General features: G+C 46.1%; 18 protein-coding genes, 2 rRNA genes and 1 riboswitch. Of the genes, 18 read left to right on the top strand and 2 right to left on the bottom strand.

The genetic code is table 11. From position 1 onward, the window contains the following. Positions 1–272 precede the first annotated feature (272 nt). The 3 genes from MKZ12_RS00055 to MKZ12_RS00065 all read left to right on the top strand — a co-directional run bounded on the left by MKZ12_RS00055 (position 273) and on the right by MKZ12_RS00065 (position 4044). Positions 273–3197, top strand: a 23S ribosomal RNA gene (locus MKZ12_RS00055). A 77-nt stretch (positions 3198–3274) separates the two neighbouring features. Then, a 5S ribosomal RNA gene (rrf, locus tag MKZ12_RS00060) occupies positions 3275–3391 on the top strand. Between the two features lie 212 nt (positions 3392–3603). Next, complete coding sequence (locus MKZ12_RS00065) at positions 3604–4044, top strand: hypothetical protein (RefSeq protein WP_253428854.1); 441 nt, start codon at positions 3604–3606, stop codon at positions 4042–4044. 632 nt (positions 4045–4676) lie between these two features. On the opposite strand, the gene MKZ12_RS00070 is transcribed toward MKZ12_RS00065, so the two are convergent. Continuing rightward, on the bottom strand, positions 4677–5201 hold the full coding sequence (locus MKZ12_RS00070) for a hypothetical protein (RefSeq protein WP_076216777.1): 525 nt from the start codon (positions 5199–5201) through the stop codon (positions 4677–4679). A 495-nt stretch (positions 5202–5696) separates the two neighbouring features. Here MKZ12_RS00070 and MKZ12_RS00075 point away from each other — a divergent pair, with 495 nt between their 5' ends. From MKZ12_RS00075 to rsmI, 12 genes are all read left to right on the top strand, one after another. Next, complete coding sequence (locus MKZ12_RS00075; protein ID WP_017691396.1) at positions 5697–5882, top strand: sigma factor G inhibitor Gin; 186 nt, start codon at positions 5697–5699, stop codon at positions 5880–5882. A 254-nt stretch (positions 5883–6136) separates the two neighbouring features. After that, positions 6137–7966, top strand: coding sequence for an aminotransferase class I/II-fold pyridoxal phosphate-dependent enzyme (locus MKZ12_RS00080; RefSeq protein ID WP_339258155.1), 1830 nt, complete (start codon positions 6137–6139; stop codon positions 7964–7966). A gap of 521 nt (positions 7967–8487) precedes the next feature. Then, positions 8488–8916: a CidA/LrgA family protein gene (locus MKZ12_RS00085; RefSeq protein WP_339258156.1), complete on the top strand. Its 429-nt coding sequence runs from the start codon at positions 8488–8490 to the stop codon at positions 8914–8916. Then, positions 8886–9578 carry an LrgB family protein gene (locus MKZ12_RS00090; RefSeq protein WP_339258157.1) on the top strand — a complete coding sequence of 231 codons (693 nt, stop codon included), beginning with the start codon at positions 8886–8888 and terminating at the stop codon, positions 9576–9578. The genes MKZ12_RS00085 and MKZ12_RS00090 overlap by 31 nt, the downstream gene beginning before the upstream one ends. Positions 9579–9794: 216 nt before the next feature. Further along, positions 9795–10442 (top strand): dTMP kinase, encoded by a 648-nt coding sequence (tmk, locus tag MKZ12_RS00095; RefSeq protein ID WP_339258159.1) that lies wholly within the window; start codon positions 9795–9797, stop codon positions 10440–10442. 61 nt (positions 10443–10503) lie between these two features. Then, positions 10504–10833: a cyclic-di-AMP receptor gene (locus tag MKZ12_RS00100; protein ID WP_017691391.1), complete on the top strand. Its 330-nt coding sequence runs from the start codon at positions 10504–10506 to the stop codon at positions 10831–10833. Positions 10834–11174: 341 nt separating this feature from the next. Then, a complete protein-coding gene (locus MKZ12_RS00105) occupies positions 11175–11618 on the top strand; it encodes a YaaR family protein (protein WP_017691389.1) in 444 nt (147 codons plus the stop codon). 9 nt (positions 11619–11627) lie between these two features. Further along, complete coding sequence (gene holB / locus MKZ12_RS00110) at positions 11628–12599, top strand: DNA polymerase III subunit delta' (protein WP_339258161.1); 972 nt, start codon at positions 11628–11630, stop codon at positions 12597–12599. A gap of 117 nt (positions 12600–12716) precedes the next feature. Next, entirely contained in the window at positions 12717–13517 is an 801-nt protein-coding gene (locus MKZ12_RS00115) for a stage 0 sporulation family protein (protein ID WP_053778939.1), read from the top strand. Positions 13518–13545: 28 nt separating this feature from the next. After that, entirely contained in the window at positions 13546–13914 is a 369-nt protein-coding gene (gene yabA / locus MKZ12_RS00120; protein WP_017691386.1) for a DNA replication initiation control protein YabA, read from the top strand. Positions 13915–14009: 95 nt separating this feature from the next. Further along, positions 14010–14789 carry a tRNA1(Val) (adenine(37)-N6)-methyltransferase gene (locus MKZ12_RS00125; RefSeq protein ID WP_074092913.1) on the top strand — a complete coding sequence of 260 codons (780 nt, stop codon included), beginning with the start codon at positions 14010–14012 and terminating at the stop codon, positions 14787–14789. Then, on the top strand, positions 14790–15674 hold the full coding sequence (rsmI, locus tag MKZ12_RS00130; protein WP_253428872.1) for a 16S rRNA (cytidine(1402)-2'-O)-methyltransferase: 885 nt from the start codon (positions 14790–14792) through the stop codon (positions 15672–15674). It abuts the gene before it with no gap. 205 nt (positions 15675–15879) lie between these two features. Here rsmI and MKZ12_RS00135 read toward each other — a convergent pair whose 3' ends face one another. Continuing rightward, positions 15880–16134, bottom strand: coding sequence for an AbrB/MazE/SpoVT family DNA-binding domain-containing protein (locus MKZ12_RS00135; RefSeq protein WP_024633700.1), 255 nt, complete (start codon positions 16132–16134; stop codon positions 15880–15882). Between the two features lie 317 nt (positions 16135–16451). Here MKZ12_RS00135 and MKZ12_RS00140 point away from each other — a divergent pair, with 317 nt between their 5' ends. From MKZ12_RS00140 to MKZ12_RS00150, 3 genes are all read left to right on the top strand, one after another. Next, positions 16452–17729: an HD domain-containing protein gene (locus MKZ12_RS00140; RefSeq protein ID WP_339238919.1), complete on the top strand. Its 1278-nt coding sequence runs from the start codon at positions 16452–16454 to the stop codon at positions 17727–17729. A 333-nt stretch (positions 17730–18062) separates the two neighbouring features. Next, positions 18063–18833, top strand: a complete 771-nt coding sequence (locus MKZ12_RS00145) for a TatD family hydrolase (RefSeq protein WP_339238920.1) — start codon at positions 18063–18065, stop codon at positions 18831–18833. Positions 18834–19074: 241 nt separating this feature from the next. Beyond that, a riboswitch (cyclic di-AMP (ydaO/yuaA leader) is annotated at positions 19075–19328 on the top strand. Between the two features lie 271 nt (positions 19329–19599). Further along, complete coding sequence (locus MKZ12_RS00150) at positions 19600–20784, top strand: ubiquitin-like domain-containing protein (protein ID WP_339258163.1); 1185 nt, start codon at positions 19600–19602, stop codon at positions 20782–20784. Positions 20785–20847 lie beyond the last annotated feature (63 nt).

Genomic DNA, 20847 nt, shown 5'->3' on the forward strand with positions numbered 1-20847 from the left:
AAAATCTAGCCAGGTCGGCTAGTTACTCACTCGTTGCTCAGTTTTGAGAGCTCAAACTCTCAAACAGCTTGCTTTTGCATGGAGCTTGTTCTTTGAAAACTAGATATCGAAACGAAAGTAAATGCGAATTAGAACATTCCTTTTTAGCTGAACTTGTGTATAACAAGTTTCAATAAAAACGGTAGATTGCTGGAGCGAGTGATCGAAATGGAGCGACTTTTGGATTTGCGCAAGCAAACCAAGCGGAGCGACAGCTCGAACACGAGCGCAATGGTTAAGCTACTAAGAGCACACGGAGGATGCCTAGGCGCTAGGAGCCGATGAAGGACGTGGCGAACAACGAAACTGCCTCGGGGAGCTGTAAGCAAGCTTTGATCCGGGGGTGTCCGAATGGGGAAACCCAGCTGGGGTAATTTCCAGTTACTCATAACTGAATACATAGGTTATGCAGAGGCATACCAGGGGAACTGAAACATCTAAGTACCCTGAGGAAGAGAAAACAATAGTGATTCCGTCAGTAGCGGCGAGCGAACGCGGAGAAGCCCAAACCAGAGAGCTTGCTCTTTGGGGTTGTGGGACGTCTCACATGGAGTTACAAAGGAGTCAGTTAAACGAAGAGGTCTGGAAAGGCCCGCCAAAGAAGGTAAAAGCCCTGTAATTGAAAGTTGATTCTCTCCGAGACGGATCCCGAGTAGTGCGGGGCACGTGAAACCCCGTATGAATCCGGCAGGACCATCTGCCAAGGCTAAATACTTCCTAGCGACCGATAGTGAAGCAGTACCGTGAGGGAAAGGTGAAAAGCACCCCGGAAGGGGAGTGAAATAGAACCTGAAACCGTGTGCTTACAAAAAGTCAGAGCCCGTTTTAGGGGTGATGGCGTGCCTTTTGTAGAATGAACCGGCGAGTTACGTTCCCGTGCAAGGTTAAGGTGAAGAGCCGGAGCCGCAGCGAAAGCGAGTCTGAATAGGGCGACATAGTACGTGGACGTAGACCCGAAACCGGGTGATCTACCCCTGTCCAGGGTGAAGGTGCGGTAACACGCACTGGAGGCCCGAACCCACGCACGTTGAAAAGTGCGGGGATGAGGTGGGGGTAGCGGAGAAATTCCAATCGAACTCGGAGATAGCTGGTTCTCCCCGAAATAGCTTTAGGGCTAGCCTCGGAAAACAGAGTCGTGGAGGTAGAGCACTGATTGGGTGCGGGGCCCGCAAGGGTTACCAAGCTCAGTCAAACTCCGAATGCCATAGACTTACTTCCGGGAGTCAGACAGTGAGTGCTAAGATCCATTGTCAAAAGGGAAACAGCCCAGACCATCAGCTAAGGTCCCCAAGTGTGTGTTAAGTGGGAAAGGATGTGGAGTTGCACAGACAACCAGGATGTTGGCTTAGAAGCAGCCACCATTGAAAGAGTGCGTAATAGCTCACTGGTCGAGTGACTCTGCGCCGAAAATGTAACGGGGCTAAACACACCACCGAAGCTATGGCTTGATGCTTGCATCAGGGGTAGGGGAGCGTTGTATAAGGGTTGAAGGTGTACCGTAAGGAGCGCTGGACATTATACAAGTGAGAATGCCGGTATGAGTAACGAAAAGATCAGTGAGAATCTGATCCGCCGAAAGCCTAAGGGTTCCTGAGGAAGGCTCGTCCGCTCAGGGTAAGTCGGGACCTAAGGCGAGGCCGAAAGGCGTAGTCGAAGGACAACAGGTCGAAATTCCTGTACCACCGTAAGCCGTTATGAGCAATGGGGGGACGCAGTAGGGTAGTGACGCGGACTGATGGATGTCCGTCTAAGCAGTGAGGCTGATGTGTAGGCAAATCCGCACATCATAAGGCTGAGCTGTGATGGGGAGCGAAAATTGTAGTAGCGAAGGTCATGATCTCACACTGCCAAGAAAAGCCTCTAGCCAGGTGAAGGTGCCCGTACCGCAAACCGACACAGGTAGGCGAGAAGAGTATTCTAAGGCGCGCGGAAGAACTCTCGTTAAGGAACTCGGCAAAATGACCCCGTAACTTCGGGAGAAGGGGTGCCCCGGTAGTGTGAATAGCACGAGGGGGCCGCAGTGAAAAGGCCCAAGCGACTGTTTAGCAAAAACACAGGTCTGTGCGAAGCCGTAAGGCGAAGTATACGGGCTGACGCCTGCCCGGTGCTGGAAGGTTAAGGGGAGTGGTTAGGAGCAATCCGAAGCTGTGAACCGAAGCCCCAGTAAACGGCGGCCGTAACTATAACGGTCCTAAGGTAGCGAAATTCCTTGTCAGGTAAATTCTGACCCGCACGAATGGCGTAACGACTTGGGCGCTGTCTCAACGAGAGATCCGGTGAAATTTTAATACCTGTGAAGATGCAGGTTACCCGCGACAAGACGGAAAGACCCCATGGAGCTTTACTGCAGCTTGATATTGAATTTGGGTACGATCTGTACAGGATAGGTGGGAGCCTTTGAAGTGGGAGCGCAAGCTTCCATGGAGGCAACGTTGGGATACCACCCTGATCGTATCTAGGTTCTAACCTGGTACCGTAATCCGGTGCGGGGACAGTGTCAGGTGGGCAGTTTGACTGGGGCGGTCGCCTCCTAAAGAGTAACGGAGGCGCCCAAAGGTTCCCTCAGAATGGTTGGAAATCATTCGAAGAGTGCAAAGGCATAAGGGAGCTTGACTGCGAGACCTACAAGTCGAGCAGGGACGAAAGTCGGGCTTAGTGATCCGGTGGTACCGCATGGAAGGGCCATCGCTCAACGGATAAAAGCTACCCTGGGGATAACAGGCTTATCTCCCCCAAGAGTCCACATCGACGGGGAGGTTTGGCACCTCGATGTCGGCTCATCGCATCCTGGGGCTGAAGTAGGTCCCAAGGGTTGGGCTGTTCGCCCATTAAAGCGGTACGCGAGCTGGGTTCAGAACGTCGTGAGACAGTTCGGTCCCTATCTGTCGTGGGCGTAGGAAATTTGAGAGGAGCTGTCCTTAGTACGAGAGGACCGGGATGGACGTACCGCTGGTGTACCAGTTGTTCCGCCAGGAGCACCGCTGGGTAGCTATGTACGGACGGGATAAACGCTGAAAGCATCTAAGCGTGAAGCCCCCCTCAAGATGAGATTTCCCAGTATGTAAGACCCCTTGAAGACGACGAGGTAGATAGGCTGGGGGTGGAAGTGCAGCAATGCATGGAGCTGACCAGTACTAATCGGTCGAGGGCTTATCCAAATATGCAAGTGATAATTCGCATACTTTCGTTTCGAATCTAGTTTTCAGAGAACGATCTCTGAAATGTAAGCTATGCGTTTGGTGGCGATGGCGGAGGGGTTCCACACGTACCCATCCCGAACACGACCGTTAAGCCCTCTAGCGCCGATGGTACTTGGACCGCAGGGTCCTGGGAGAGTAGGACGCCGCCAAGCAAAGAACCACTGCCGATGTTATTCGGTGGTGGTTTTTATTTGTTTATAAGGATTAGAGATGATGAGCGGAAGCTCTAACATGATCGTCAAATGAAGGTAACATTTTTGTTACGGATAACAGCGGCAAAACCAGTATAATAGGACTATGTTAAATATGCTAAAAGTACCTGACCACAGAGCTGGAATGTGCAGCTGTGAAAAGGAGGGTGTGTGTGTTAAGTTGGCGGAGACTTGGACTACAATCAATTCTGTTGCTTTGTTTGACCGTTGTTCTGGCAGGATGCGGTGAAGCTTCAGGATCTGTATGGACTTCATATGAAGGTGCGGTGAACGAGAAGAGTTTTCCGGTGCCTAAAGTAGCGAATAAATCTGACCAGTCCGAGAACAATTCGGATATGGACTATGTTCGATATACGCTGTCTGGTATTAGTGAGAGCACTAGCTTGCCTGAGGTATATCTAGACGAGATTAAAAGCTGGGGTTGGACAGAGAGGCAAGCCAAGGGTACATCCAATGAATCCAGTACCTTGCGAGTATTTGCAAAGGAAGGACATACTGTGCATTTAGCAGTACATGATGGATCCTTTACACTAATGGTTCCTAGAAATGATGCTACTCAAACGACAGTTAAATCATTGGCTGAAGACGATTGAGCTGCTGCGTGTAAGATTGGATATGAAAATTAACGCTGTGATGTTCCTTATATAGTAAAGCTCCCGTGTACATGATAGGGGGCTTTTTGTTATTTTACGAAGTAGGCTGCAATCGTGATCGGAGTACCTAGTGTGTAATGCAAGAGAAGCCATAAAGGTAAAGAGGATTAGGAGTAGATATTGTGGTACAGAAAGGCGAGTATATGCGCTTGAACTATTATAGGGGTGTGCTGAGCTTTTAAAGGTAGAGGACGAGAGATGTAGTTATATAAAGGTATGGGGTAGATTGAATGGTTAATGGAAGGCTAGGCTAGAAGGGAGATTGAGGATCGCTCATAGGAGTAAAGTATACGAGATATCTGGAGTTAAAGGATATGGAACAGCAGATGAAAAAGTGGAGAAGAATGGAGTCTGTCATGGGGATAACTAATTTAGCCATACCCAGACTGTGGATAAGGGACAGGAAGGGAACAAAAAATAAAGGTTATCCACTGTGGATAACCTTTATTTGATCATGTGAGGCTGAGCCAGCTAGACGATACGAGCTCTTTTTTTAACAAATATCTGAGGGGCTCAGGCCATTATGTATTACAGGTGAATGAGATACTGCACTATTGGATGAACGAAGGGTATTATTGCAGATAATATGAGACATCTTGTTCATTTAATTTGATGAGTCCATCTTTGCGCTCGCGGGAGAGTACCATGACAACATATAAGCGAGGACCCAGCAACCACAAATGCCAGAAGATCAGCGAGAGGGTGAAGGACAATGGGGACCATATCAAACATACTGTAATGATACATAGTCCAATCCAGCTCATGTTAAGGTGTACCCGGACAAACATACGGAAGCTGAAATGCTGATCAGGGATATAACCTAACCAAGGCATACGCAGATTCCAGCGCCACCGTTTGGCGTAAGAGGTACGTACCAAAAGTAATATTGTTCTGGCAATGACATAATGAATCCAAATGGTGATTGGGCCTGCCAGTACAAAAAAGAAGAGGCCAGTCCAAGAGAATGCAAGTAGATTGAATAAAAGCATGATGACCGGCAAACAAAGATAACTATAGATGACACTGCGGGCGATAGCCTTTTTTTTCAGAAGCCGGTATTGATAAAATGTTGCTTTATTCTCCGGTTCGGCGATCATACGTTTATATATCCTCCTTCAAATTCACGTTTGTGTGGGATAGGTATTTGTTTTCTTATACGTGTAAAAGGGAATGCATTATGTATGTATATATGAACCTTGTCTATCACGCCATGACGATTGTACAAGATATTGAGATTCGAATGAGCTTATCTCAGTATACTCTCGAATGCATGGACTGTCAGGCTTTGATATCGTTATCATGTATTATATATCGGCTGAGATTCCAAGTTTTTTTAAGTAATTTGAATATAAGTTTTGAGTCAGACTAAGGGATACGTGATTTTGAGGGAAACGCGATGGATGCAGGATAACAGTGTAGACATGAGAAGATGAATGCTCTTGATCAGAAGATGAATGTATTTTTCGGTACAGACACCCCGGAGGGGGTGGGCGAATATATATATTTTATAGAAAGAAAGCACTATGAAAATGTATAAAATAATAGAAACTGTGCAATACTGATAGTAAACGTAAAACAAGGTGGGATGGTTCATGGAAGAACATGCCGAACACACATGTATTATCTGCGAGCAAAGAAAAAGAGAAGGCATTTTTATTGTATCTGAATTCATATGTGACACTTGTGAAGCAGAAATGGTTCATACCGATGCGCAGGATGCCAAGTACAATTATTTTATTCATCAAATGAAGCAAATTTGGGTACAAAAAAACGCATAATGCATATTGCTAATAGAAGTAGAAGCGAAACATCACGCTGTAAAGATGCTGATGTGTATAGAGGCCCATTGGGCCTTTTTCTGTTTTTAGGAGAGAGAGTCTTGTCTGACATTTAAGGAAGGCGTATGCTGATATAATGATATCGAAAATTTGCAGCAGCGCGTGTGGAGATGGGGAAGAATGGCGTTCCTTGGATTAAGAAGCATGTGGGAGCGCACCGGGCGCACATTATATATGTACAGGATGGTTATTTCATGAATCATAAAATTAAATCAAGTAGAGCCCCTTTATATGAAGCGTTGCTTGCGTATCGTGATTCGAAGCAGCGTTCTTTTCATGTGCCTGGGCATAAGAATGGACAAGCTTACCGACATTTGCTGAAACCAGCAGAAGCAGGACAATCTCCCGTTAAGGATATTGTTAATGAGGAACTCCGGCATAACGGAGATATTCAGAGCGAAGCGGGAAGAAATGTAAATAGAAGGATAGAGCAACTTAGTTTAGTGGAGAACGATGGGGATGCCATAGGGAATGGGGAACGACTCAGCGATGAAGCGACTCATTCGCAGACAGGATTAGTACCGGATCGTTCATTCCTGGAGATGATGGAGATGGATGTTACCGAGATTACGGGCACCGACGATTTGCATCATCCGGAAGGTGTGATCCAGGAAGCACAGGAGCTTGCGGCAGATTGTTTTGGTGCAGAGGAGAGTTTCTTCCTTGTGGGGGGAAGTACGGCTGGTAATCTGTCCTTACTTCTTACTGTGTGTGATGAGCCGAACAGTATTGTGCTAGTACAGCGGAATGTACATAAATCCGTTATTCACGGGTTAATGCTGGCCGGCGCAAGAGCTGTATTTCTGGAGCCGTGGGTCGATCCAGCGTCTGGACTTGCGGTCATGCCGTCGGTTGAGACGGTTCAGGCTGCTGTCCAGTCCTATCCTGAGGCAAAGGGCGTACTTGTCACTTTGCCCAATTACTACGGCATGGGCGCTGATATGACGCCCATTGCCGAGGTATGCCACGTTGCTGGCATGCCATTGCTCGTAGATGAAGCGCATGGCGCGCATTATGGGCAGCATCCGGAGCTGCCTGTTTCTGCACTGTCATGCGGAGCAGACGGTGTCGTGCAGTCGACGCATAAGATGCTGTCGGCCTTCACCATGGGTGCGATGCTGCACATCCAGGGACCACGGTTAAACCGGTCCCTGTTAAGGCAGCGCCTGTCCATGGTGCAAAGCTCAAGCCCATCATACCCGGTGATGGCTTCGCTTGATCTGGCGCGCCGGCTCCTGCACGTGCAGGGCGCGGACACGTTCACGGCGGGGCTCGCCGCCGTGAACGCCTTTAAGCGCGGCCTCGCGGAGCTGCCGCGCTTCCAGTTGCTGCAGCCTGCACAGCCGCTGCAGCCAGAACCGCCAGCCGGAACAGCGAAGCCGGCTGGTATGCCCGTGTCCGCTGCGCAGCAGACACGGGAGGGCCTGCCCGCGGCGGCGATGACATCTGCCGCGGGGTATACCGCTCAGGACCCATTCAAGGCCGTCATCTATGACGGCGCAGGGGTGCTGAGCGGTTATGGGCTACAGCAGCAGCTGGAAGCATGCGGCTGTGTGCCCGAGATGAGCGACGAACGGTACGTCGTCTTGCTCTTCAGCCTGGGCTCAACGGTGCAAGATGCTCAGCACCTGTTGCAGGCTTTACACCATATCAGCTCTGCCAATGGTCATGAGCAGGTCCAATCTAATGCAGAGACATCACATCAGCTCGTGAAAGATTCTGCGCATTATATTTCCACGTGGAACAATTTACAAGAAAACACTGGTTATTCCGAACCGATCTCCTTCACACTGCAACCAATTGTGGAGACGGATACGATCTATGTCCCGATAGAAGAAAGTGCAGGCTGTCGATCAGCCGAGATGGTTACTCCATACCCTCCAGGGATTCCGCTTGTCTATCCAGGTGAACGTCTAAGTCCAACGATGGTGGAGCGTATACAACTCCTGCGTAATGAAGGAGCGAAGTTTCACGGGGTATCAGATGCATCACTACAGGTATTAAAGGTCATGAAGGATCGATAAATACACATATGAAGTCTGAATTACATTTACCAACGGTAGTCTGTATGACCAATACGGTTAGTGATACCGGACCCTACACATGTGAGGGTCTCTTGGTCATTAATCTAGTTGCTATCTTCCAACTCAGGCATGCAATATGTTGAAGGATGTCAGGGTCCAACATTTTGAAGTCAAGGATTGCCGATCCTCGCGAATTGTCCAGACGATATTCTAAGGAACCGAGGACGTCTTATTTAGCCTTCGAGTCCTACTTTTATTTTGTAAGGAACCTGAGACTTGTTATTAACCCAAATCACCTAATAAACACGCTGTAAACGACTGGTTATTCTAATATAGCGTGTTTCAGATTCCTTAGATTGCTACGGGCGCTTCAAATCGCTGAATAAGACGCCACAGGGTCGTTAGCGCTCCCGCTCCGTGTTCTGCTCCAGACACGTTCAGTTACGTTCCTGCTTTCGGCAGGTAAGGAGACACGCTCTAGTTCAGCTTATACAGATAGACATAAGAAAGAAGGGAACACTTTGGGTATTCCGCTAAAAAAATATACAGGAATAGTCCTGCAAGTTTTGTTAATGTACGGTTTTTACTGGATTGGCAACCTCATTCAAACTCTATTACATCTGCCGTTAACAGGAAGTATTGTGGGTATGCTGGTTTTGTTCATTGCCATCCAACTGGGATGGGTCAAAATGAGCTGGGGAGAAGAAGGGTCAACGTGGCTTCAATCCCATTTGCAATTATTGTTCATTCCACCTACTGTGGGCATCATTAATCATTTTGATTTTTTTAGAGCTAACACATTATTATTAGTCCTTGGTTTGATCGTTAGCACATTAATCACATGTCTGATATCTGCCAAATTAAGTGAGTGGCTCATGATATGGAGATCGTCTCATAAAGGTAAAAAGGAGGCGATCACTTGTCAGCATTCATCCTCGGAATTGGAATGATCGCGCTAACTATCGCTGTATATATTCCAGCCACTCGTCTATATAAAAGGCTGAAATGGCCGATACTTATGCCTGTACTCACAACGACTGCCATCCTGATCCTGATCTTGGTGATTTCCGGTATCAAGCTGGAAACGTATATGCTAGGTGGCAAATGGATACAGGAACTCTTGGGCCCAGCAGTTGTATCTCTCGCGTTTCCCTTGTCCAGACATCTGCATGTGCTGAAGCAAAATATCATTCCAATTGTGGGCGGAACGATCGGAGGCAGTATTACAGGGGTGTCCACAGGTGCTTTAATCGCCATTCTTCTGGGGTATCCTCAAGAGATGGTCATTGCTTTATTGCCAAAATCCGTGACGACTCCTGTTGCTATTCAACTTGCTAATCAGGTTGGAGGGAATGCCTCATTCACATCGCTGTTTGTGATGATTGCAGGATTCTCAGGGATATTACTGGGACCGATGCTCCTGAAATGGGCCAAAGTCCGCAGTAAACATGCCTACGGAATTGGATTGGGTTCAGCATCTCATGCCCTTGGCATGGCAAGGTCTGTTGAATATGGAGAGAATGCTGTAGCCCTCAGTTCAGTATCCATGATTGTAAGTGCCATTGCCGGATCAATGATGCTTCCATTATGGGTATGGATCATCTACGGTTGACGCTTTACTTTGTTGTTCATGTTGGAGTAACTGCTGACCTATAGTATTATAGAAAGAAACAAGCTTGTATGATCTTGGTGTTATTAATACGTAACGATATAGCTGTAGCTATACACCTCTGGGCGGGGGATATCATATCCTGTAGCAAGAGGGTCAAAGCATTTTCAATTACAGCAGCAATAGATGCAATTATCGACATAGAAAGCAGGGAAGCATATGCAGGGCAGAGGTAAATTCATTACGCTGGAAGGGGGAGAGGGTTCCGGTAAAACAACGATGATTGGTAGAATAGGTTCTTATTTTGAAGAACGGGGTATACCTTACGTAGTTACGCGAGAGCCTGGCGGAATTGAAATTGCGGAGAAAATACGTTCAATAATCCTGGACCCTCTTCATACGGCAATGGATGCTCGAACCGAAGCGCTATTGTATGCAGCTGCACGCAGCCAGCATCTGGCGGAGAAGGTAGAGCCTGCGCTGAAAGCTGGAAAAGCAGTCATCTGTGATCGATTTGTCGATAGCAGTCTGGTCTATCAAGGATATGCCCGGGGACTCGGGATAGAGAATGTATGGGCTATTAATCGCTTTGCGATCGGTGATCTTATGCCGGATGTGACCTTATATCTGGACATCGAGCCTGAATTGGGGCTTGCACGGATCGACGCTCATGATGGCCGCGAGGTGAACCGTCTGGATCTGGAGAATCTGGAGTTTCACCATAAAGTGCGAGAGGGTTATTTCCTATTAAAAGAGCAGTTCCCGGAACGAATCAGAGTTATTGATGCTTCCATGAAGCAGGAGGATGTCTTGGCAGCGATGATTTTGTCGCTGGAGACAGGGGTTTTGAAGGATTTTGACGAGTAATTGTCTAATATATAGACAGGGCATTTAATAAAGGTGCTTATTCTGAAGGAGGTTATGCAGGATGAAACTGATTGTTGCGATTATACAGGATAAAGACAGCAACCGATTATCCAGCGCATTGGTCAAAGCAAACTTTCGGGCAACGAAGTTGGCCAGTACGGGTGGATTTTTGAAGGCAGGCAACACGACGTTTATGATCGGTGTCGATGATGGTCAAGTCGAGTCCGTAATGAACGTCATTCGCAGCAGCTGTAAGGTTCGTGAACAGCTCGTGACTCCGGTCACACCGATGAGTGGAACAACCGACTCTTACCTGCCGCTACCTGTTGAAGTTCAAGTAGGTGGAGCTACTGTATTTGTTCTCCCGGTAGATCGCTTCGAACACTTCTAAACTTTTTGCATGAATCATCCCATGAGGGTCTTTCATGATCAATAGCATGTTGGAAACGATGGATGCAAGCAGATCTAAAAGAAGTTCGTGTGTGCCACCTATGGAACCGCCTTTCTTGACCAGAAGAATTGGCACACTCTTTCCGAATGAACATTTTCTAGCTGGGGAATGCTCATTCGGAAAGAGGTTGACTACAAACAACAAGTCCTTAATGGTGATGTATATCTACCATTTATATAGAGTGTGATCAGCATATATAGAAGCCTCATCCTCACGCACAGGCGCAACGCGCACTGTGCTGATGGGCGATTAGCTAACTTTGATAGAAAGCGGGCGTATCCATGAAAATCAATCCTGGATTCAGACCGATTCAGAGCGGGATCAGTTCTACTGATTCAGGCTCCAAACCGGTTCAATCCAAAAATTTCTCTGATATGATGAACCACCAGGGGGAACGGGCCTCACAAGCTGAACTGAATCGCCGGTTTAGTGAAATCCAGCTTCAAGGTGATCGCCTGGCACGTTCCATGACGATTCGTGAACTGAAGGCGTATAAGCAACTTGTTAAAAGGTTCCTGGAAGAGACCGTTCGTCGCGGTGTATCCATGAAAGAGACAAGGGGTTGGGATCGTCGTGGCAGAGGCAAGCGTTATAAGCTGATTGATGAAATTGACTCCGCTCTGTTATCCATGGCAGATGAATTGCTGGATACAGAAGAAGGAAAAATCTCTCTATTGCAACAAGTAGGCGAAATTCGGGGGATGCTTATTAATTTAAGCTTCTGAGGAGGAAGTATGTCCTTTCAACAGATTATGGGTCAACAAGCGGCCAAGCAAATGTTACAAAGCAGTTTGAGACGTCAGGCAATAAGCCACGCGTATTTATTTAGCGGTCCAGCGGGAAGCGGGCAACGGAAGACGGCAATTACCTTTGCCAAGGCAATATTCTGTACAGAGCTGGAAGATGACGCGTGCGGACAATGTCTTGAATGTCGTAAGGTGGAACATGGTAATCACCCGGATCTAACCATGCTTGCACCTGATGGAAACAATATTAAAATAGATCAAATTCGGGATCTGCAGCGTATCTTTTCATACCGATCAGAGGCAGGTCATCCCAAAGTATATATTATAGAACAAGCCGAGAAAATGACGGTGCAGGCAGCAAACAGTCTGTTGAAATTTCTGGAGGAACCGCAGGTACCGGCAGTTGGCATCCTGATTACAGATAATGGACAGGCCATGTTGCCTACGATTCGTTCACGCTCCCAATTGGTGCCGTTCAGTGCACTGAATCCGGAAGAGATGCTGCAATCACTAATTGAGGAAGGGCACCCTGCCAATCTGGCTCGCTCTGCCGTCCATTTAGCGTCAGGATTGGAAGCATGTAGAGAAATTCTCCAGCAGAATTGGTTTGCAGAAATTAGAAACGTAATGTTACAATTAGGGAAGGAGTCCCTGGGTAGAGGAAGTACATCATTGATCTCTGCACAGCAGAAGCTTTTTAAAACCGGACTCTCTGAACACCTGGACATGTTACTCAGTTTGTTCCATCTATGGTTTAGGGACATGCTGTATGTTCAGTACGGTAGGCATGAACATATCGTTTTTATAGATCAGTTAGACATGCTATCTCAGTTGGCACATACCCGCAGCACAGAACAGTGGGTTTCCTATATGGATCTGGCCGCAGCATGCAGAAAAAAATTGCGTTTTAACGTCAATGGCCAGCTTTGTCTGGAGCAATTTTTGATCGGTTTGGCATAAGACTGGGAGAGGGATAAGTTAGTTCCAATCATATGCAAACGGTTATAACTTCGGCCGGTTCCCTAAGAAGACGGGGCTTCAGACGAAGTGGGGTTGGCTTACAAGGGGGTTAATTTTTTGTACAGTGTAGTGGGTGTCCGTTTCAAAAAAGCGGGCAAAATTTATTACTTCGATCCCCTGGACCTTCCCATTGAGAAAGAAAACTGCGTTATCGTGGAGACAGCGCGGGGGGTAGAGTACGGTAAGGTTGTCGTTGGTAAGAAGGAAGTGGGCGAGTCCGATGTGGTGTTGCCGCTGAAGAAAGTCATCCGCGTTGCGGGCGAGACCGATGCCCGTGTGGTTGATGAAAATAAGCGTGCAGCGAAGGAAGCATTCGGTACTTGTTTAAATAAAATCAAAGACCATGGCCTCAAAATGAAGCTGGTCGATGTGGAATTTACGTTTGATCGCAATAAAATCATATTTTATTTTACAGCTGAAGGAAGAGTCGATTTCCGGGAGCTGGTCAAGGATCTGGCAAGCATATTCCGGACACGAATCGAGCTGAGACAGATTGGTGTACGTGATGAAGCGAAGATGCTTGGCGGTATCGGACCTTGCGGCCGTGTATTGTGTTGTTCTTCCTGGCTGGGAGACTTTGAGCCGGTATCAATCAAGATGGCTAAAGATCAGAGCCTGTCACTGAATCCGACGAAAATTTCAGGGTTGTGCGGAAGACTCATGTGCTGTCTGAAATTTGAGCATGATAACTATGAAAGTGTGAGAGAAGAACTGCCAGCTGTAGGCAAATTGGTCGTCACCTCATTGGGTGAAGGAAAAGTTGTCGGAATTAATGCCGGTAGCCGCACAGTCCATGTTCAACTGTTCGACATCAGTAAAGTCAAAGAACTTCCGCTGGATGACGTCGTTATCAAGTAAACCATAAAGGTTGCTTCGGGGTGGAAACTTGGAAAAGAAAAATCTGTTTACGCACATTCATGAAATGGAAACCCAACTGGGTCAGTTGCACGGTGATTTAGGAGAGTTAAAAATGATTGTGAAGGAGCTGCTTGAGGATAATCAGCGGCTTACCATCGAGAATGAGCAATTACGCAAATTGCTCAAACGTGAGGCTCCGGCAGATCTGCCAATCTCCTCAGCACTCGCTCCCGTAGCAAGACCAGCAGGTCCGGCTACAGGTGAAGACGTTGTGGGTGAAGGGTATGATAACCTGGCTCGGTTGTATCACGAAGGCTTCCATATCTGCAATGTCTATTATGGACATCTGCGGACGGAAGGCGATTGTCTGTTCTGCCTGTCTTTTTTGAATAAATGAAGTGACCGTAGGGATCCCCTACGGTTTTTTTTCAAGGTTACAAACCTAAACTTAACAAGCATGAGATATAGAGTACCGGAGGATGAGCGTACCATATGAAAGCAAATGAAGTCGTGTTGCATGAGTCAGAGCGGATTGATGATCTGCTCTCTCATGATTTAAGAATCATTCAAAGTGATGAAGTGTTCAGTTTTTCGATGGATGCGGTATTGTTAGCCCGATTTGCTTCCGTACCTAAACGCGGTCGTGTACTTGATTTGTGTACAGGTAACGGGGTAGTTCCCATTTTGCTTACAACGCGTACACAGGCTAGTCTGGAGGGAATCGAAATTCAGCCTCGTTTGGCGGATATGGCTCGTCGCAGCGTTCAATTAAATGCACTGGACGAATCGATTATGATTCGTGAAGGTGATTTGCGAGAATTGGTGAAAGAAACGGGACATGCTGTATATGATGCAATAACGGTAAACCCCCCTTATATGCCCCTGAATGGCAGTGACCTCAAAATGAACACACATCAGGCAATGGCACGTCATGAGATCGGGTGTACCTTGGAAGAAGTGATCCAGGCTTGCAGTCGACTTGTACGTAATGGCGGCAAAGTATCGATGGTTCATCGTCCACAGCGACTTGCAGAGATTATCTCGCTCATGCGTGAGTATAAGCTGGAGCCGAAACGAATTCGGATGGTACATCCCCGTGCTCATCTGGAAGCCAACATGGTATTAATTGAAGGCATGAAAGATGGTAAACCGGAAGTAAGGATGCTTCCTCCACTCATTGTCTACAATGAAGAGGGGAAATACTGCGAAGAGATTATGGATATTTACTATGGCCAGCAACATGCTGAGCGTACTACGAAAGGAGGACTATAGATGACTTTGCATATTCAGAAAAGCTATGCGGAGCAGCTTGAAGGATCAGGCAAGCTGTATCTGGTTGGAACACCCATTGGTAATCTGGAGGATATGACCTTCCGAGCCATCAAGACATTGCAGAGTTGTGACATCATTGCAGCAGAAGACACACGACAGACCCGGAAGCTACTCACTCATTTTGAAATTACACCTTCGATGCTGTTTAGTTATCATGAGCATAACAAGGGGGCAAGTGGACCTGAACTGATACGCTATATAATAGAAGGAAAAAATTTGGCACTCGTCAGTGATGCTGGTCTGCCAGCCATTTCAGACCCGGGATCCGACCTTGTACAGCTTGCACTGGAAGCCGGAATAACGGTCATTCCCATCCCTGGACCCAATGCTGCATTGTCTGCTCTGATCGTGTCCGGATTACCGACGGAGCGTTTTACATTCGGCGGTTTTTTGCCGCGGGAGAAAAAGGACATGCGAAAAGTGCTGGAGGCTTTTGACGAATCCAACGGGACTTTGTTATTTTATGAATCACCTCACCGTATTCGGAAAACATTAGTCCACCTCGAAGAAATTCTGGGTGATCGCTCCATTGTCCTGGCTCGTGAACTAACCAAGCGTCATGAGGAATTCGCAAGGGGTACTGTGAAGGAATGCATAGACTGGCTTGAAGAGCATCCACCTCTTGGCGAGTACTGTTTGCTGGTGGAAGGTATTAAGGAAGAGGAGCGTAAGGCTGAGCGCGAAGCATGGTGGCAGCTGATGTCACTGGCGGATCATGTCAGCCATTATGAGGGTGAAGGATATAACCGCAAAGATGCGATGAAAAAAACGGCAACGGATCGTGGTCTGACGAAGCGGGATGTATATAATGCGTTAATCGAGTAGCCAATCTAACTCAATATCTTCTGTTATGGGGAACATAACCTGAAAAGGACCTTATATTCAACATTCATGTAGTTTTTGGGTAATAGAACCCATAACAGGGCAAAAAAATACCTTCCGCGGTGGGGTTCACACCGGGAAGGCTATTAAGGAATATTAAAAAGGTTAGAAATAACAATTTAGATAAGTCCAGTATACCTGGTTTTTCTTATTTTGTCACAGGTGCAGGGATTTCGGAAATACATTCGTTACAAACAATTTTACCTTTGAAGTAAGTAACGTTCTCTGCATTACCACAGAAGATACAAGCAGGCTCATATTTTTTCAACATGATGCGCTCGCCGTCAACATAGATTTCCAGAGCATCTTTTTCACCAATACCGAGCGTACGGCGCAATTCGATTGGAATAACTACCCGTCCCAGTTCGTCCACTTTTCTTACAATACCTGTTGATTTCATCATTATAATCAGTGCTCCTCTCAGCTAACTATCATTGTCATTATTCGACATTATTTTATGTTTTATGATACTCATCATACCAACGATTCCCAAAACAGTCAACCTTAAAATTAGCTTAAAATTAAGGCTGTTTTTCACAAGGTTACTGGTGGTAAGGGATTGGCAGCCTTTTTTCGCATTTAAACAACAATGCCAAGTTTGTCGATTTGGAAAACGACAAAACTACGTTATTCGACAAAGTTCGTCATAACGTGTCGAATCTTAGGTGAATCGTGGAGCTCAAAGCGTTAATATAAAAGAAATTAAAGGAGTGAATCGACATGGAACAACGACTAACGGAAGAGAAAGTATTCAAAGATCCGGTACATAATTATATCCACGTGCAAGATCCGGTTATATGGCAGTTAATTAACACCCCGGAATTTCAGCGTTTACGCCGGATTCGCCAACTCGGTACTTCTTACCTTACTTTTCACGGAGCAGAACATAGCCGGTTCTCACATTCACTAGGTGTTTATGAAATTACACGCAAGATCATTTCTCAATTTGAAAGAAGTCATTATTCAGATTGGCCGAAGGAAGAAAAGATTGTAGCTCTGTGTGCAGCTCTGCTTCATGATCTCGGGCATGGTCCATTCTCTCACTCCATCGAGGAAGCTTTTGACATGAATCACGAAGATTGGACTTGTCGCATTATTACAGGTGATACCGAAGTAGGGGCGATCTTAAGACGGTATGCTCCTGATTTTCCTGAGAAAGTGGCATCTGTCATTCAAAAAACGTACGAAAAGCCGATTGTGGTGAACTTGGTGACCAGCCCGCTTGATGCAGACCGAATGGACTATTTGCTTAGGGATGCTTATTTTACAGGTGTAAATTACGGCACGATTGACCTTGATCGCATCCTTCGGATGCTGCGTCCCTATCATGGACGAATTGTAGTCAAGGAGTCAGGCATGCATGCTGTGGAGGATTACCTCATGTCTAGGTATCAGATGTATTGGCAGATTTACTTCCATCCGGTAACTCGTAGTTCTGAAATTCTATTGCGGCAAATATTCAAGCGAGCAAAAACACTCATACAGCATGATTTTCAATTTCGCTTTATGATTGATCCACTCCCTCAATTATTTGCAGGAGAATTATCCGTAGATGAATATTTGCAGTTGGATGAAGCATTAATTCAGACGGCATTTACACAGTGGCGAAAGGAGGACGATACTGTTCTGAGTGAGTTATGCGAACGTTTTATGGATCGCAAGTTATATAAGTATGTAGAGCTTGAACAGGTCGACTTGACAATAATAGAAGAGATTCGGGAAGCTTTTGTACAGGCAGGCCTTGATCCCGAATATGATCTTGAAATTGATTTTCCTTCCGATAATCCGTATGATGTTTTTCGTCCGGATGAATCCACGGATAAGCAGATTCTTCTTCTGGATCGACAGGACAATTTACGTGAGTTGTCAGAAGTATCTGACATTGTCCGTTCCATCAGCGGGCTTCACCGGGGGAAACATCATTTGTATTACCCGCAAAACAAGGTGGATGCGATTATTCATGAATTACCGTCACATATACGCCCCTATTTCTTGTAATCGTGTGGGTATAATCCAATGAAGAATTTAGATATCAAAAGACTTTCAAAAAGAGCTATTTTTCATGATACAGTAATCTGCTTTAATGGGGAGTATATGTAGATCGACATAATTTTGTAAATGCAAGTAGGCAAAGTTAGCACAATCAGCAATATGTAGATCAGAATATCCTTATATCTTCTATATATTGTAGTTGTGAAGAAACAAACGTAATGATGTAATATACAGATTGCCCAAAATGTTTTATGTATGAGTCATTGAAAAATTTGAATTTCACCAATTAAATTTTCAAAAGAAGATAGTCGTTATTTCGACATGAAGGGAGATACAGACATGATGCTGTTCGACACACATACACATCTGGATGCACCACAATTCGACGAGGACCGCGAGGACATGATTCAGCGTGCTGTGGATGCAGGAGTTGGTCGCATGATCAACATTGGCTTTAACCGGGAGACAATTCCAACGACAATGAAACTCGCTGAAACGTATGACTTTATATATGCAGCTGTAGGTTGGCATCCCGTAGATGCGATCACAATGCAGGAAGGGGATTTGGAGTGGATTGCATCTTTATGCAAGCATGAAAAAGTGGTGGCAATCGGTGAGATTGGATTGGATTATCACTGGGATACTTCACCGAAGGAAATACAGCATCGCGTATTACGACAACAAATTGCCTTAGCGCGTGAAGTGAACATGCCGATTGTCATCCATAATCGGGATGCACATGAGGATATCATAAGAATTTTGCGTGAAGAGAAGGCGAGTGAAGTTGGTGGTGTGATGCATTCGTTCTCGGGCAGCTGGGAAACAGCAAAAAGTTGTCTCGATATGGGTTTCCATCTCTCCTTCGGAGGACCGATTACATTCAAAAACGCAAAGCAACCCAAAGAGGTGCTGGCGAAGGTTCCGATGGACCGATTTTTCATTGAAACCGATGCTCCGTATTTGACACCTCACCCTTATCGCGGGAAACGAAATGAGACAGCGCATGTACGTCTGGTTGCAGAGGCAGCTGCGGAAATTAAAGGCATTTCGGTGGAGGAAATTGCTGCAATAACCACCAAAAATGCCATGGAACGATTTGGAATTCGTTAAAAAAACGAGCAAATGAGGTGAAAAAGGCAGGTAAGGGGAGTTAATTTGCCCTTTGATCCAAATAAATCAAGAATATTACAATATTTTAACCAAATATTCAGAAAAACGTACTTGATCAACGCTTTACAACATGCATCAAAACAGGATATCATCTTTTCAGTGAATTGTTGTGCGGAAAATTGGACAGATGTTCGGGGGATGAACAAAGGGACACTTTCCGATGAAACAACATTACTTTCATGAATCAGTCTCGCTGAGTCTCCGTTAACGGAGAGCGGGGGAACCAATAGGGCTTAAACATCGGTGTATTTGGCCGATGCGCAACGTTCGCTGACCCAAAAGCAGCGAAGGGAACTGCGAAGCCGTATTTGATTTCTTCTTTGGGTCTCGGGGTGAATTCAAGGGCGTCCGCCATGAGCGGGTGACCCAAGATAGGGCGGCTCTCTTTCGCCCGAACCCGACAGCTAACCTCGCAAGCGGAAAAAGAGAGGCAACCTCGTGCATGAATTTCCGATATTCAAAATCATTCGGAAGCCACGAAAGAGTTCCTCTTACACTCTTTCTTTGGCTTTTTTGTTTTTGAATAAAAGAAATGTTGTCATCATACGGTAGGTATTCAGGAGGATGACATCATGTTGCGAAGATTGATTCATGGTGCAGAACCGATCAGTTGGTCCGATCTGTGTTCTGTAGAAAATTTGGTATAGTCACGTCAAAGACATCATGCGTTACTTTAGACGGCGAGGCTATGAAGGAGGACGGAGAAGTGGGCACATTCCAACCAGAAGAGACCCATGAGTCACGATCATCCAGTAAGTCTTTCGCGTTGCGGTGGAAGCATGAGAACATGCGTCAAATGGCATTGATCGCGATTTTCTCAATTGCGCTTACAATCATGATCTTGTTAGTCGTTTACGGTCAGGCCGGGAAACAAATTTCACTGGTTATTGATGGCAAAGCTCAGGTGGTAGAGACTCGTACAGGAATGCTTCAGGAAATGCTGGAGGAGCAGTCGATCACAGTCAGCCCTCACGACAAGGTATCCATGTCCATGAACGGGGCGATTACAGATGGAGACCGAATCGTTATTGAGCGGGCCGTTCCAGTTAACATTACGGCAGACGGAGACACCAAGACTCTGTATACAACGGATTCATCCGTAGAAGATGCAATTCAAAAATCAGGTATTCAAGTTGAAAGTAATGATAAGGTGTATCCGGCGCTTGGAACTGCGATCAAAGCAGATATGAAGATCCGTGTAGTGCGCGTAACAAAGCGTACAGTGGATGTAGAACAACCAATCGCTTACAAAGTAATTAAAACGGCTGACCCTAGCTTGTACAAAGGGGATAACCGTGTCGTTGTGAACGGCAAAGAAGGCACACTTGTACAGCACATCGAAAAGGTATTTCAGGATGGAGAATTGGTCTCCAAAAAAATGGTCGGCAAATCTGTCGCGAATAATCGTGTAGATAAAGTGATTGCTGTCGGCACCAAAGCAAAACCTGTTGTGAAAAAACCAGAGATTCAGACCGTATCAGCTCAAACTTCAACAACGAAGAAGGCTACAACAACGAACTCGAAGAAAACATCTGCCTCGGGCAGCAAAGTGATTACCGTATCCGGGACTTCTTTTAAATACTCCAAAGTACTTAAGAATGTATCCATGACTGCCTACTCTTCCGAAGAGCCTGGCATTGGAACCAAAACAGCTTCCGGTACTCGTGTAACGGAAGGACGCACCATTGCGGTTGATCCCAAAGTCATTCCAATTGGCTGGTGGGTATATATCGAAGGTCTGGGATTCCGTCGTGCGGAAGATACAGGCGGTGCCATTAAAGGCAACAAAATTGACGTATATTATGACAGTGTGAAGCATGCCCTGAATTTTGGACGCAAGAAAGGCAAGACGGTCTACGTGATCGGTCCGGTGAAGCCGGAAGCGAACTAAAATCGTTTTACTTTGAAATGGGAATGCTATAAAATAGTTGCATGAATAATTCATGCGGAATAT

Source organism: Paenibacillus sp. FSL R5-0713, assembly GCF_037973325.1.
Classification (GTDB): Bacteria; Bacillota; Bacilli; order Paenibacillales; family Paenibacillaceae; genus Paenibacillus.

Coding starts and splice junctions, on each gene's coding strand:
- tmk (WP_339258159.1), top strand. CDS start 9,795: ATGCAGGGCAGAGGTAAATTCATTACGCTGGAAGGGGGAGAGGGTTCC.
- MKZ12_RS00145 (WP_339238920.1), top strand. CDS start 18,063: ATGATGCTGTTCGACACACATACACATCTGGATGCACCACAATTCGAC.
- holB (WP_339258161.1), top strand. CDS start 11,628: ATGTCCTTTCAACAGATTATGGGTCAACAAGCGGCCAAGCAAATGTTA.
- rsmI (WP_253428872.1), top strand. CDS start 14,790: ATGACTTTGCATATTCAGAAAAGCTATGCGGAGCAGCTTGAAGGATCA.
- MKZ12_RS00105 (WP_017691389.1), top strand. CDS start 11,175: ATGAAAATCAATCCTGGATTCAGACCGATTCAGAGCGGGATCAGTTCT.
- MKZ12_RS00080 (WP_339258155.1), top strand. CDS start 6,137: ATGAATCATAAAATTAAATCAAGTAGAGCCCCTTTATATGAAGCGTTG.
- MKZ12_RS00135 (WP_024633700.1), bottom strand. CDS start 16,134: ATGATGAAATCAACAGGTATTGTAAGAAAAGTGGACGAACTGGGACGG.
- MKZ12_RS00125 (WP_074092913.1), top strand. CDS start 14,010: ATGAAAGCAAATGAAGTCGTGTTGCATGAGTCAGAGCGGATTGATGAT.
- MKZ12_RS00140 (WP_339238919.1), top strand. CDS start 16,452: ATGGAACAACGACTAACGGAAGAGAAAGTATTCAAAGATCCGGTACAT.
- MKZ12_RS00075 (WP_017691396.1), top strand. CDS start 5,697: ATGGAAGAACATGCCGAACACACATGTATTATCTGCGAGCAAAGAAAA.
- MKZ12_RS00070 (WP_076216777.1), bottom strand. CDS start 5,201: ATGATCGCCGAACCGGAGAATAAAGCAACATTTTATCAATACCGGCTT.
- MKZ12_RS00100 (WP_017691391.1), top strand. CDS start 10,504: ATGAAACTGATTGTTGCGATTATACAGGATAAAGACAGCAACCGATTA.